At 40.6% G+C, this 14,712-nt stretch carries 8 protein-coding genes; all 8 read right to left on the bottom strand.

Features of this window, described 5'->3' with window-relative positions; genetic code table 11:
* Positions 1-46: 46 nt before the first annotated feature.
* The 8 genes from NQ505_RS00595 to NQ505_RS00560 all read right to left on the bottom strand — a co-directional run bounded on the left by NQ505_RS00595 (position 47) and on the right by NQ505_RS00560 (position 14,425).
* Positions 47-1,624 carry an arylsulfatase gene (locus NQ505_RS00595; protein WP_008998969.1) on the bottom strand — a complete coding sequence of 526 codons (1,578 nt, stop codon included), beginning with the start codon at positions 1,622-1,624 and terminating at the stop codon, positions 47-49.
* A 73-nt stretch (positions 1,625-1,697) separates the two neighbouring features.
* Entirely contained in the window at positions 1,698-2,372 is a 675-nt protein-coding gene (locus NQ505_RS00590; RefSeq protein WP_008998968.1) for a DUF3823 domain-containing protein, read from the bottom strand.
* Positions 2,373-2,391: 19 nt separating this feature from the next.
* Positions 2,392-4,233, bottom strand: a complete 1,842-nt coding sequence (locus tag NQ505_RS00585; RefSeq protein ID WP_008998967.1) for a RagB/SusD family nutrient uptake outer membrane protein — start codon at positions 4,231-4,233, stop codon at positions 2,392-2,394.
* Positions 4,234-4,238: 5 nt separating this feature from the next.
* Positions 4,239-7,610 carry a TonB-dependent receptor gene (locus NQ505_RS00580; protein WP_008998966.1) on the bottom strand — a complete coding sequence of 1,124 codons (3,372 nt, stop codon included), beginning with the start codon at positions 7,608-7,610 and terminating at the stop codon, positions 4,239-4,241.
* Positions 7,611-7,848: 238 nt separating this feature from the next.
* Complete coding sequence (locus tag NQ505_RS00575; protein ID WP_004326270.1) at positions 7,849-8,856, bottom strand: FecR family protein; 1,008 nt, start codon at positions 8,854-8,856, stop codon at positions 7,849-7,851.
* 74 nt (positions 8,857-8,930) lie between these two features.
* Positions 8,931-9,518, bottom strand: coding sequence for an RNA polymerase sigma-70 factor (locus NQ505_RS00570; protein WP_004326269.1), 588 nt, complete (start codon positions 9,516-9,518; stop codon positions 8,931-8,933).
* 364 nt (positions 9,519-9,882) lie between these two features.
* Positions 9,883-11,436 carry a SusD/RagB family nutrient-binding outer membrane lipoprotein gene (locus NQ505_RS00565; RefSeq protein ID WP_008998965.1) on the bottom strand — a complete coding sequence of 518 codons (1,554 nt, stop codon included), beginning with the start codon at positions 11,434-11,436 and terminating at the stop codon, positions 9,883-9,885.
* A gap of 16 nt (positions 11,437-11,452) precedes the next feature.
* Entirely contained in the window at positions 11,453-14,425 is a 2,973-nt protein-coding gene (locus NQ505_RS00560; protein ID WP_008998964.1) for a SusC/RagA family TonB-linked outer membrane protein, read from the bottom strand.
* Positions 14,426-14,712 lie beyond the last annotated feature (287 nt).

Genomic DNA, 14,712 nt, shown 5'->3' with positions numbered 1-14,712 from the left:
TATGGTTTTTAGACATTTAGCATGTCTTTATGTGACCTTTCTGTGGCTATTTTCCTTTGGGATATACATAATGTGTATTTGCCCATTTGTTCCATTCGTCTACCAGTTGTTTTAGAATCTTGGGGTTTTCTCTGGACAAATCAACCCGTTCTGTACGGTCTTTCTCCAAGTTGAAAAGTTCCCATACTTTAGAGTTCTGGTCTTTAACGGCTTTCCAGTTTTTCCACCATACTACACAGTTGTCAAAGTGTTCACCAAAAATATATTCGTGCAATTCGGTGTCTGTATTGGTTAGTATCGGTAGCATGCTTGCGCCTTCCAAAGGAATGATCTCATTTCCTCCATGATAAGTCTTCGGATAGGTCGTTTCCGCTGCATCGATGAAGGTTGCCATGATGTCAGGCAGGAAAGCTCTGTTGTGTCTTATCTCGCCATTGTATTTTGCATACTTGTCGGGCCAGGAAATAATCAATGGAGTGGAGGTCCCGCCTTCATACGCTCTTACTTTATACTTACGGTATGGGGTATTGCTAACCTGTGCCCATGGCAGACCATAAGACGGGTTGACCCATTCATCCGGATTGTTAATCATATCGATGGTGCCGAAACCTTTCTCACGATGAGGTTCGGCACATGCACCATTATCCGACAAGAAAATAAGTAAGGTGTTATTCAGTTCCCCTTTTTCTTCCAGATACTTTATTAACCGTCCCACATTATAATCCATACAATGAACTTGTGCCGCATATACTGACATTCTTCTATCCAGTTCTATTTGTTCATCTTCGGTCAGTTCGGACCATTGGCGACCCTCCCATTGAGCAAGATCCCATTTTTTGTCCACCAATCCCATTTTAATCATACGTTTTAAACGGGCCTCACGTACTTTCTGCCAACCTTTCCGATATTTGCCTACAAATTTGTCTATATCCTCCTGTTTAGCATGTAACGGCCAATGGGGAGCATTGTATGCCAGGTAAAGGAAGAACGGATTGTCATCCTTGGGGCGTTCATCGACAAATTTAATCGCATAATCAGTAAATGCGTCAGTAGTGTAATAAGGTTGTTCCGGTGGGGGTAACTGTTGATTGTCTAAAGTCAGATTGCGATCTCCATGAGGTTGCAGATAACTGCAAGCTCCCGATAAGATACCATAAAAATGATCGAAGCCACGTTGCAACGGCCATTTCTCCTGTCCGTGCATACCGACATGCCATTTTCCCGACATATAGGTGTGATAACCGGCTTCTTTCAGCACTTCTGCTATGGTGACTGAATTACGGTTCAAATATCCCATATATCCATGCACTCCGTGATCTTCGGCAGAGTGAGGATCTTCGGACATCATTCCGATACCTGCCTGTTGGGGATAAAGTCCGGTCAGTAGACTGGCACGGGAAGGGCAGGAGCGTCCTGTGTTGCAGAAATGGGTAAAGCGTACTCCTTTTTTTGCCAGATTATCCAAATTGGGCGTAGGAATTTCTCCTCCGTAGCACCCTAGATCGGAATATCCCATATCGTCCACCATGATTAAGACAATGTTGGGTTTTGGGGCATTCTGGGCTGCTGTATATAGGGACAGTAAGGATGCAGTTCCCATTAATAACATGTTTTTGTTTGTCATATAATTTTGTTTTATTTTTTTTTGTCAGTATATTTATTTAATAAATATACTGACAAATTATTTCTTAGATGAATTATTTCAGTCTGAAAATTTCTGAATAGACAGCTTGGTCCGCTCCGTTCGCTTTTACACCGATGCGGGCGAATAGGGCTTTGGCTGACTGTACATTCTGGTTACTCGTAATATCCAGCGAAATATTTGTTACTCCGGGATTTATATTGGATAAATTTTGCCGGGCTATATTCGTGTTCTCGTCAACAAAAGTTGTTTTGCTGACGAGCAGCATTGCCTGGCTTATCTTTGCATCCTGTACTATTTGCTGTATATTGCACGTGCCGGATACGATGTTGTTATCCAATGTGATATTTTCGTCTGATATTGTAAAATAAGGGGTGACTTTTACTTCACATTGTGTTTTTCCTTTTACTTCCACATATATGGTATCGCGGTTATTCACCCAGGGACCGTTTTTGTCTTTAGTTACCAGTTTGTACGGACCATCGAAAAGTACTGCAGAGAAAGTTCCGTCCTGTGTGGCATACACGGTGATAGGATCATGGTTGGCATAACCATCCTGATACAATTGTAGTTGAATACCTCCGTTTGTACCTTTCAAACCGAGTTGTTTTCCCTCATACGTGATTTTCCCTTCCATAAATGATTCGGGTTCGTCGTAATTGTCTAAACCGCAACTTATGGCAAGCAGGGAAAGTGAAAGCAAAGAAAATATAGTTCTTATTTTTTTCATTGTTTTACAGTTTTATGTTTTACTGATAGGGATTTTTCACTAATAACGGGTTCTTGTTGAGCCAGCTGTTATCGAAGAAGTTATAATAGTTCTTCATCTGGAAATAGCGGGGGTAAGGAACCATGTAGGCTTTCTTTTTGTCGAATACCCACATCTTGTCATTGGCGCTACCCGGATCATTAACCTGATAAGGGAATAGTTCGTAGAGCTGTGCATCCGGATTTTCCGAATTACCATCCCAGATTTCGTGAGCTAGGCGCCAGCGTTTCAGATCCCAGTAACGATGATCTTCCAATGCAAATTCCACCCGATATTCGCGGACAATATCTTCAAATGTAATTGATTCCAGTTCGCTGATGCCGGCGCGTGTACGAACAGGATTGATGTAGTTCAACGGATTATCTTCTCCGGTTTTATTGAGCTCATAAGCAGCCTCACAAGCTATCATATATGCTTCAGAAATACGGAAACGAGGATACCACATGGTACTCATCTTCGAATTGGTAGAAGCACCGATGGTTTCGTCCAGGAATTTGCGGAAGAAGAAACCTGTTTTGTTTATACGGATTTCATTTGATTCCATTGGTCCGTTGATAGAAGTTATCAGGCGGTTATTGTCATCGTAAGAATCGGCTTTACCTATGATTTCTTTCCAATTTCCGTTTCCGTCGGGCACTTTCTGACCGGCTTGCAACACTACTTCACTACCTCTGAATTTGGCTCCCGGATAAAGTACGGTTCCCCACAACCGGGCATCTTTATTGGCAAAGGCATCTTCCGGCCGACTGTACATAATGTAATTTCCGGATTCATCCTTAACTTTGATTGTGCCGTCGCGGTTGTCTTTGTATTCAAATGCTTCTACCAGATTTAATACTGCGCCGGAATAACAACGTTCCTGATCTTCTGCTAGAGAAGCGGGAATATTCTTTTGTGTGAATCCATGGGTGGCTCCTGGATATGCATAATCTTTGGCCCAGATCACTTCATGATTATTCTCTTTGACACAGACTGCATTATAAAAATTCTGTCCCAGATCATTACGAACCGTTATGTCCAGGTTATAATAGGCAGAAGCTTGAGTTATCACTTCTTTGGCTGCTTCCAATGCTGTTTCGTAATATGGGGTAGCCATTTCCGCCGGAATACCGACTTCATTTCCTTCTGTGCGTATAGGAGCAACCATCTTATTATTGTAGTTGGCCAATGATCCTGCATAAACGGCAGCACGTGCCTTTAACATCAGGGCAGCCCAACGTGTGGCACGGGCGGCATTGGTGGTGGGCTTTGTAGGCAGGTAATCTGCGATAGTGGCACATTCATTGATGATATAATCGTAGACTTCTGATTCTTTGGAACGGGGAACAGCCAAACCTGAAACATCCATCCCTGCCTCATATTCGTATACGTTATCATTCACAATAGGTACACCGCCTAAACCTCTGCACATACTAAAATATGCCCAGGCGCGTAAGAAGCGAATTTCGCCTTCATATCGCAATTTCTCTGTAGATTCAAGTACGGTTGTAGCTCTTAATCCCGCCAGGAACTGATTTAAATTACGAATATATTTATATGGATAAACTCGCCATTGATTGTCACTGTATTCCTGCATGTTATCACGGGCACCATCAGTCACGCAACCGTCGTCCACTTTAGTAAAGCTGGCGGGAGTGGCAAAACTTTGTCCCCAATTCTCTGTATCTCCATAAAAACCGGCCAATACGGAGTTTATCATTTTAGCATCGCTGAAGATCTGGTCATTTGTCAATATCTGATCGGGATCACGATCTAAAAAATCAGAACAAGATCCTAATATCAAAGTTAAACCCAATAACAGGTATCCTTTTATATATTTCATTGCTTTTAGAATTTAAGTGTTAAACCCAGATTGATAATTCGCATACTCGGGTAAGCTGTTCCGTTACCGGCTGAAACTTCCGGATCGATAGGTACATTGGTGAGTGTAAACAGGTTCTGTCCGGCAAGATATAACCTTAGACTGTTAATTCTGCATTTTTGCAGCCACTCTTTGGGGAAGGTGTAACCAAATTCCAGATTACGCAGTTTTAAATAACGGACATTGTACTTCCAGAAAGAGCTATCCCAATAATTACTATGGTTATTGGCATTGTTTCCGATTAATAATGTCGGGTATTTGCCAGGAATCATTTCACTGTTTGCATCAAAGATATCAGATAGTCTCCATGTATCTTCCATGTAGTAAGCCGGGTTGTTTCCATTATTGTTAAATGGAATCTTTTGGATTAATGACGGATTCCAGGTAGACATTCCCGCACCGGAGAAATCCAATGCTAAATCGAAGCCTTTCCATGCGAATGCAAGGTTAAAACCGAAGTTCAGAACGGGTGTGGAGTCTTCTTTGTATCCGATGGGGCGTTTGTCCATATCGTTGATTATGCCATCCCCATTTTGGTCGACGTATTTGATATCACCCGGGCGTAATGTCGTATTTCCTTTCTGGTCATTGTCAATCGGCCACGACGCAATCTCTTCCCAACTTTGGAACTGGCCATCTGCCTCGTATGCCCAGTTGACATTCCCGAAACGGTGCCATGTAGAATTACGATATTCATCCCATGAATTACTGAACTTAGGATTATACTGCTCCCAGTTGTAGAAACGGGAATAGGTGAAATTGGCACTGATAGAATAGTGAAAGTCATTGACCTTATCACTCCAACGTGCAAGCAAATCATATCCGGTATGAACATTGGAATTGAGATTTTCCTTGGGACGCTCAAAGCCCACTTCTTCCGGAAGTAATACGTCGTCACGGGAAGCCGGAATACCGGTTTTGATACGTCTGAAGAAATCTACGCTTCCTGATAAACGGTTATTCAGGAAAGCAACGTCGAGACCAATGTCCAGAATTTTAGCCTTTGCCCATGAGAGCGTGGTAACAGGTAGGTTTCGCGGGGTAGTACCAATGATATAGGAACCGTCGATTACTCCTCCTCCCTGTTTGTAATCGTAACCTGTCATGTAGTCGAAAGCACTGTAGCCGTCAACGTTGTCATCTCCTACCAATCCATAAGATCCCCGTATCTTTAAATCGCTGAAAATAGAAGCTATTTTTGATTCCTTCCAGAAGTTTTCTTCTGATATTCTCCAGCCTAATGAGGCGGAAGGGAAGAACCCCCAGCGATGATTGGGCGGGAATTTCCATGAACCGTCATAGCGTGCAGAGAAGTCTATCAGATATTTGTTGGCGTAGTTGTAGTTGAAACGTCCCAGCCAGCCTAAACGTGCTTCCGTATTGTTGCCAGTATCTTCGTATTTGTCAATCGTATCATAATAGATCAGATGCAATGAGTTGGAAGCCGGGATGGCATGGAGCCAAGACTTTGGAGTGTCTCTTTTTATTGCTTCGAAACCAATTACCGCATTGATGGAATGTGCTCCGAATGCTTTTTCATAAGCCAGTTGAATGTTTGAAGTCAACTCTTCCACATAAGCATTCGTCCTTTCCCTCCAGGCACTGGCACGCCCACCTACATCTACATATTCGTCCGTTGCTTCGTCATATCTATAGACACGATAGGTATATTCTTGATTGTTAAGTAATTCGCTTGCAAAATAATATCCGAACAAAGCTTTGGCTTTAAGTCCTTTGATAATTTCATACTCTGCGTTCAGGTTTAATTGGGCCATTCGCCAAGTGTCTTCAAAGGTTCCGCTTTTCTCAAAATTCAATAATCCGAAGTTTAAGCCATTGTCAGAGCCTACTGATGCCGGATAGTTAGGATTGTCATTGGCAAACGGACGGACAGTCGGTAGATTGTGGTAGGTAGCTGCTGTCGGGTTTGAATAGTCGTCAGTTCCCGGTACACCCGGATTTTTCAGCTGTTTGATACGTCCGTTCATGTTCATGCCGATTTTGAATTTATCAGTGACCTGTGCTTCGACATTCATTTGTACGTTGTATCGTTTCATACCGCCATAATTTCGAATGGCAGATTCCTGATTCATGTGTCCGACACTGAAATAATAATTGATCTTGTCCGAACCTCCGGAAACATTGGCATTGACATAATATTGCGGAGAAGTCACCCAGATGTAATCATACCAGTTAAATGGCACATAGCCTTTTTCTGTACCTTGACGCCATTTCTCCAGATCTTCTTTACTATATAAACGGGACGTTTTTCCCTGAATTGTTTCAGACTGTATGTAATTCTCTACATACGTTACGGCGTCTGCCGGTTCCGGTAAGCGTGATACATGTTGCCAGCCATAATAAGTATTTAACGTCACAGTGCTCTTGGTGTTTTTCTTTCCTTTCTTGGTTGTTACAACAATGACCCCGTTTGCAGCCCGTACACCATAAATGGAAGCAGAGGCATCTTTCAAAATAGAAATGGATTCGATGTCATTAAAATCAATGTTGTTGAACTGACCTTCATCGGACTGCACGCCGTCAATCACAAATAAAGGTGTTCCCATATTACGGATTTGCAGGGTAGTGGCATTTCCCGGGCGACTGTCTGCAGATCTGTAGTTCAATCCGGCTACCTTTCCGACCAGTGCTCCGGAAGTGTTTACCGCTGAAGATCTGCTTATATCATCAGCTCCTACGGAGGCAATAGCTCCTGTCAGGGTAGCCTTCTTTTGAGCAAGGCCAAAGCCAGTCACTACGACTTCATTTAATAATTTAGTGTTTTCTGCCATTATGATTTTGACATTTGTCTTTCCGGAAACTACGGCCAGTTCCTTAGTCTCATATCCGATATAAGATACTTGCAGTTGTGATTGTACCGGAACTTTTTCTAAGGAGAAGTTACCGTCAATATCAGTGATGACCCCATTGGTAGTTCCTTTCACTAACACGTTTGCACCAATTATAGGATTGTCCGCAGTGTCTACTACACGCCCTGTTATGCTCTGTAATTTTGTCTGTTGTGAAGGCAGGTCGTCAGATAATACAATCTGGAAATTAGGCTTAATCAGATAACTGAATGGAGCCTGCGAAGAAAGGTCCTTTAAAACCTTTTCTATACTGCTATTCTGTGCTTCGAGAGAGACTGGCTTATTGAGATTAGCCAACTCTTCATTATAGAAGAAACGATATTCACTTACTTTTTCTATCTGTTTTATCACCTTCTTCAGAGGTTTGTCTTTCATGGTGAGAGTGATCTGCCCCATGACACTTAGACTACTTGATAAAAATATAATAATATATAATATTCGAGAAAAGAGATGCTTGATGTTACTCATTTTATAGGAAATTAATCATTAAACAATAAAAAAGATGTAACTTTACAAGCTGAAAATCGGGTGTATATACCCTCTGACACTGCCTTCCGCCAGTTGTCAGTATCAGAGTGAGTTTCCAAGGTCCGATTTAAGCTTAAAGGAGATAGTCCTGACCTTGTCAGGCTATCTTTTTTATGTTCTACTGGAACTATTTCATACGCATTGAATTTTAAAGGTTAATAATTAGGAATATATTGGGTTACCTATTGCCTAGTATTATGGTATCTCCACGAGTTTCATAAGTGATGGGAGAGGTTAGGCTAATCAGTTCGATTACATTATCAAGGCTATTGTTGCAGATCACTCCCGAGAAGCAATATTGCTTGATACGTTCGGATTTAAATGCTATTTGCACATTATACATTCTGTTAAGCAGTACGGCAATTTCTTCCAGTGTTTCTCCATTAAATACAAGATCGTTATTTCGCCACATTTTGGCATACGATGAATTGTCCGGTTTATGTATTGCCAGTTTGCCCGATCTTCGTTCGAATGTGGCATTTTCGTCAGGAGAAAGAATAACATTATCTCTATCGGAAGAAACACGGACCGAACCGGAGAAAAGTGTTGCGATGATTTGAGAATCTTCCCGGTAGGCTTTTACATTAAAAGTAGTTCCCAAAGCTTCTACATTCATTCCTGCCGTTTCTACAATAAATGGTTTCTCCTTATCCTTAGCTACTTCGAAATATGCTTCGCCTATCAATGACACCACTCGTTGAGTGGCTCCGTAATTCGCATTGTAATGCAGTTGAGTATATGAATTTAGCCAAACGACTGTACCGTCCGGTAAGGTAATATTTGCCCGTTGTCCTTTTCCTGTTTGGACAAGATAGCTCTTATCCGTTACTGTGGGTTCTGTTTGAGAAACTGTATATAAATGACCTCCTATTCCTGCTGTTATGATTAAAAGAATGACTGCTGCATACTGAAATAAACGCCTGATTCGCATTGTCCGTTTCTGCTTTCGTCTATTCAACTCTTGTACGGCATTATGCATTTGACTTTTGACCCGTTCAAACATACGTCCTTGTACTTCGGCAATGAGCTTGTTATTAGAGCCTTTCCAGGTTTCCTGATAATAGTTGGATAACTGCTCTTTTGCTTCCTGACTGTGGAGCCAGTCAGATAGTATTTGTTCTTCATCCGGAGAGGTTTCTCCCCGCATAAAACATTCTAATAATAATATATTCGTATTCTTCTCCATGGGCTTTTATTATGTATATCTCCATGGAGCCAAGAATCCTTACAGGGTGCAAAGATTTTACTCTGTATTTAACACTATTTAAAATTAGAAGAAAGAAAAAATAGAGCCAAAGCTACAATTTCATTGGCTAATTTAGAACGTAAGAAATGAAGGGCACGATATAATTGCGTTTCAACTGTTTTTTCTGACAAAGATAGTTGGGCGGCTATTTCTTTATTTGTCAGATGTTGTTTCTTGCTCATGAGGTAGATTTTCTTCCGGGAAGAGGGTAGCTGTTCTACCAGCTCGTCTATATATTCTTGTAGGGAGTCGGTGTCAACATCTATTTCAAAGTGCTTGTCGGCATCAGTTTGTTTGATTGAATCCAGAAAACGTTCCGAAAGTAGCCGTTTTTCTGTTTCCTTATATACCATGTTGCGTGCTATTGTGAAAAGATACGCTTCAAAGCCTTCTTCCGGTTTGATATCCTGATGTCTTTCCCAGATCTTCAGAAATACATTTTGAGTGAGGTCCTCTGCTAGTATTTTATCATATAGAAGGGAATGAATAAAATGAAATACACGGGGATTATATTTCCAGAAAATAGTGTCGAAAGCCTTTTCGTCACCTTGTTGTAGGAGTGATAAAGTGTGTGTGTCTATTTTCTCTAAAAAATGATCCATATATTTAGTGTCTTCAATCCTTTTCAGAGGAAGTTTAAAGAGTTATCATTCAAAAGCTACTTTGTTTATAGACGAAAATAAATACTCTTTATATTTAAAAAGTATATGTAAATAAACCCGTAAACCATTGGCAAATATAAGGAACATTTTTTATTTTGAATTACTTTTATAGAGAAAATGTGTTGGTCGGCAGGATGAATGAAAAGAGTATGCTCTATGAAATTACATGAAATAAGAAAGGGGGAGAGTGGGATTTTTGTATAAATAATAAAGGCTTTTATTATTATAATATAAAGAAATGAGACTGAATTCCCACCTTTCCCCTGGAGAATTCAGTCTCATTTATATGATTCAAGTCAATGGATTATCTGCTTCCGCCTGCCCACCAAACATTTTCACTATACACATATTGTCCGTTTCCGTATGCTGCTTTCACTTCGGCATTCGTTGTTGTGTCGCTATTGCCATAAGGACAACGTAATGGGAAAGAGTTTGGATTTTTTAGCTCAATAAAGTTTTCGCCTAGTCCTTTCATTCTGCGAACATCATTGTAAGATTCTGTCGCTTCACCTGAAGCTCCCCATAATGCGAAGTATTTTTGAGTCATTGTTGTTTTCAAAGGTTCAGCTGTATATTTGGCCTCTATCGTATTGTCAAAGTAACTTTCGGCTTCAGCTTCCGTAATACTGCTTGCTGCATTGATGAGTGTTTTGCCCAACTCTTTTCTTGAAATAGTAAAGCTGTTTTCCGCATTTAACAGTCCAGCCACTACTGCATCTTTTAATGCACTTTTAGCATCACGTTCCAATCTGCACAGAGCTTCTGCTTCCAGGAATTTTAATTCATGATAACTCAACAACAGTGTTGGTGCTGATATAGAATACATAAATAAAGAAGTTCCATATTTGGAAGTGCCTTGTTCTGGTGTACCGTTAGGCGCATATACGGCGTTGTCTGCGGTTCCCGGAGCTTGTTCTTTTCCGGAGGTACCCTGTTTAGTGATGAAAGCTCTGGACAGACGTGGGTCATTGTATTCTGCCAGTTTGCTTCTCATGCTTTCGCTTGCACCTAATCCGGCACGTGCCACAAAGAAACCATAAAGCGGATTTATGTTATTAGCGTCATATACGTCGAATGCTGCTTGTTCTTCTGCGCTTTCGAAAGAGTTATTTACATATTCCAACACCTTCTCCATATCCGTGTCTTTGTTGGCAGATCTTTTAAGAAGATGCATCGTGTAGCGTGCTTTCAGACCATATGCTAACTTAAGCCATTTTTCAGCATCACCCTGGTACAGCAAATCTTGAGCTTCCGGGTCTATCAGATCTTCTTTCTGTAAGTCTGCAATGGCATCATCCAGATATTGCATTGCTTGGGTATAGATTTCTTCTTGCTTATCCATTTTAGGAGTTAGGTAAACAGGAGAACCGTTTTCGTCAATTAATGCAGCCTGACTACATGGAGCATCTCCAAACATATCGGCTATCAATGCGCAATTATAAGCAGCCAACACTTCAGCCATACCCTTGGTTACATAATTCCCATGGTCTATGCCTCCCTCGCTGCATTGATTGATAATGATACGGGCGGATTTCAATGTTGAATACAGACCATTCCATGTATTGTTGAAAGTGGAAGATGAGGTCGGTTCGCTCTCTCTGGTTTCTGCATAATACAATTGGTTGTCAACACCTACTTCATATTCAATGTAAGCAGATAGATAAGTATTGAAATCACCTCCTGCATTGGAAAATGCAGTAGAGGTTATCACATCTGTCAGAATGAATCTTGCGGCTACGCTTTGCGTATGGCCGTGGTCCTTGTTGATTCTATCCATTGCATCTTCCGAGCATCCGGAAAAAACAACTGATAAAACAGTAGCGGCAAAAATACCTTTAATTATATTATATGTTTTCATCTTTCTTTTTAGCTAATTAGAATTTTACATTAAATCCAAAACCATAGCTGGCTGTTCCCGGAAGAGAGAAACGTTCGAATGCACCTCCCATGTTGTCATTACCTTGTGAAGCTTCCGGATCGAAACCTTTCATTTCAGACCAAACCAAAATGTTGCGGGCAAAAACATTAACGTTCACATTCAGCCATTTCTTTGAGAAAACCGGATAACTTACAGATAATTCACGCAATTTGATATAAGAATTATCATAAATGTAAGATTCGTCAATTGATCTTCTTCTGGTGAAATATGCTTGAGCATCTGTTACTTTTATATCATTGGGGGCATAGATTGAATTACCATCCGCATCTTTTCCTGTTTCTTTAACAGCGTTTTCTACAATGAATTCGTTTTTACGCATATCACCTGATAGCTTGCTTACACCGTAATAGTTCATTTCACCTGCGGTACCACTATACATTTGTCCACCTTGTTTCCAGTCGAATACTGCGGAAATGCGGAACTTGTATAATTCAATGTTTGTATTGAAACCTAAACGGAAATCAGGAGATACAGTTCCAATCACCGCATCTTCTCCCTGCATAGGAAGTCCGTTCTGGTCTACTACAATCTTTCCTTCGTCATTACGCATGTAGCTTTTTCCATAAATTACAGGGAATTTGTCACCAATCCCGGCACGTACCTGTGGAGTTACAAATCCTCCTAGCATAATACTTTCTACTCCTGGAGCCAATTCGTCTACGTAATTGTCGATTTTGGAGAAGTTGAAAGCAAAGTCAAGCTTGAAGTTTTTGGTATCTACCGGAGATATGCCCAATGTCAATTCATGAGTGTTTGTATGAATCTTACCTCCGTTCATAATCATACTTGAGGCACCAGTCGAACCTGCCAAAGGAACTTCGAATATCTGATCTTTTACATTCTGACGTGAATAGGTGTAATTCAAAGTAACCAGTCCGTTTAAGAAAGTAAGATCAGCTCCCAACTCGTAAGATTTTGTATTTTGTGGTTTTAAGTTAGGGTCATACACCTTATAATATGGAATATAAGCCATTGCTCCATTAATTGGATAAACAATCGGATTTCCCATATAAAAACCACCACCATAAGATGGAGTATAGTAATAGCTTTGAGTGTAATCACCAGCCATACCAACTTCCGCATAAGAAGCACGTATCTTACCGAAGGTTAATATGTTATTCTTCAGGGGAGCCAGTTCTGTGAAAATGAATCCCAATGACACCGAAGGATAAGTGAAAGAACGATTGTCACGTGGCATACTTGAAACGATATCATTACGTATACTTCCGCTTAGATAAAGCATGTTTTTCCATGCTACTGACAAGTTTGCGAAATTACCAACAGTTCGTTTCTTGTTGTATAGGCTCTCATTAGAGAATACAGAAGCATTATTCAGATGATTCCAGCCCGGGAAATTGAAGTTCATGCTATATGCATATTCATATTTTGTCTTTTTATCAACAAACTCATTACCAATCAAAGCGTCCAACGTCCATTCTTCGTTAATGTTCCATGTATAGGCAGCAGTTAACAGTGAATTTAGCTCATTAACGGTGTAATGGTATTCTGAATCTTCACCTGTAGGCGCCCAAGTACTTCCATATCCGTAGATTTCAGAATAATTGGTAGTATAAGCGTCATCACCAATCTGGTATTTAATATCCAGTTTGTGGTTGTCAGTTCCAAATTTAGTGGTGTATTTCACGAAAGCATTTCCGAAGAAACGTTGTGAACGTTCAGAGAACTGGTTATTCTCAACTGCCCAATATGCATCGTCGATCCAGCTGTCTCGATATGTATTTTGTGTGTAAGGGTCGCCTTCTATGTGAGAAGGAATACCGGCCATATTATAGCTGACGGGTGCATTATAGATCGTAGCAACCACACTGGTGTTGGCTGTAGACTGTTTGGAGATTTTTGAAGTCACAAAGTTTCCATTAAATCCGGTAGTCCAGTTAGGATGGAGTTGTGCTTCGGCGGACATTTTCACGTTATATCTATCCATACCGGTTGATGGAACGATACCATTACTGGTGGTGTTACCCAAAGAAAAGGAGTAGTTACCTTTGTCGAATCTCTGGGCTACATTGACGTTATTGCTCCAAGATACACCTGTTTCAAAAAAGTCCTTCATGTTGTTATATGCTTGTGGAGTAGCCCACGGATTCATGCCGGCAGCTGCAAGTTGAGGAACATAGTATTTTCCGGACTGTTTACCATATTGGCTGGTGTAACTGTTGTCTGTATTTCCTCCGTAGGTAGGGTCGTTAGCTAATTCGGAAATCTTAGGACCCCATGCGAAAGGAGATGACGGATCGAAAGTACCGCCTGAACCTTGTGCATATTCTTGTTGCAGTTCCGGAAGAGTTGAAATCTTATCAAAGGAAAGGTTAGTACTGAAAGTAATAGTCGGTTTTCCTTTATCTGCTCCTTTACCACTTTTGGTGGTGATAACGATAACACCATTGGAAGCTCTCATACCATACAAAGCAGAAGCGGCTTGTCCCTTTAATATATTGATACTTTCTATATCATTAGGGTCAATGTCGACAGCACGGTTAGCATAGTCCGTTCCATACGCTCCATCGGTAAGAGAAGTACTCACATCTGCGGTAGAAGCGATAGGCATACCATCAATTACATACAATGGAGTATTGTCTCCAGTGAAAGAACGAGAACCGCGAATCGTGATCTTTGAAGAAGCACCCGGCATACCTGATGATGGGGTGATGTCAATACCTGATACTTTTCCTTGTAAGGCTCCCGCTAAATCTGTATTAGCAGCACGTGTCAACGCATCCGATTTGACGTCTTGTACGGCATATCCCAATGCTTTCTTCTCACGTGAAATACCCATAGCGGTAACTACTACTTCGTCTAGCTTTTGGGCGTCAGCCTTTAATACAACTCTCAAATTTGGCTTAATAACGACTTCTTGTGTTTGCATTCCGATATACGAAATCTGCAAAGTCTTTGCAGAACTAAATATTTTGTATATTATTGATTATCAATGATGTAATATCTAATATTTAGGCGTGGAGAGCTTTTTCTTTTCTTAATTAATGATACATATATGCTTAATTATTAGATAATTAAATAAATTCGTTATTATTGTCAGTCTATATATGTAATACTTAATCTCTACCCAAAATGGACGTAATTATCTGATAATAAACGTGATATTTATTTAGTAAGGGAATACTATATGAAGAAAATTGCAACAAACTAATTCTGACTAATATTCAAATGTTGATT

The organism is Bacteroides sp. D2, assembly GCF_025147085.1.
Classification (GTDB): domain Bacteria; phylum Bacteroidota; class Bacteroidia; order Bacteroidales; family Bacteroidaceae; genus Bacteroides.
The sequence above is the reverse complement of the archived record's forward strand: the minus strand, read 5'-3'. Positions and strand labels throughout refer to the sequence as shown.

Excerpts from the sequence above, each read along its gene's own strand:
- NQ505_RS00570 (WP_004326269.1), bottom strand. The coding sequence starts at position 9,518 with ATGGATCATTTTTTAGAGAAAATAGACACACACACTTTATCACTCCTA.
- NQ505_RS00590 (WP_008998968.1), bottom strand. The coding sequence starts at position 2,372 with ATGAAAAAAATAAGAACTATATTTTCTTTGCTTTCACTTTCCCTGCTT.
- NQ505_RS00565 (WP_008998965.1), bottom strand. The coding sequence starts at position 11,436 with ATGAAAACATATAATATAATTAAAGGTATTTTTGCCGCTACTGTTTTA.
- NQ505_RS00575 (WP_004326270.1), bottom strand. The coding sequence starts at position 8,856 with ATGGAGAAGAATACGAATATATTATTATTAGAATGTTTTATGCGGGGA.
- NQ505_RS00595 (WP_008998969.1), bottom strand. The coding sequence starts at position 1,624 with ATGACAAACAAAAACATGTTATTAATGGGAACTGCATCCTTACTGTCC.
- NQ505_RS00580 (WP_008998966.1), bottom strand. The coding sequence starts at position 7,610 with ATGAGTAACATCAAGCATCTCTTTTCTCGAATATTATATATTATTATA.
- NQ505_RS00585 (WP_008998967.1), bottom strand. The coding sequence starts at position 4,233 with ATGAAATATATAAAAGGATACCTGTTATTGGGTTTAACTTTGATATTA.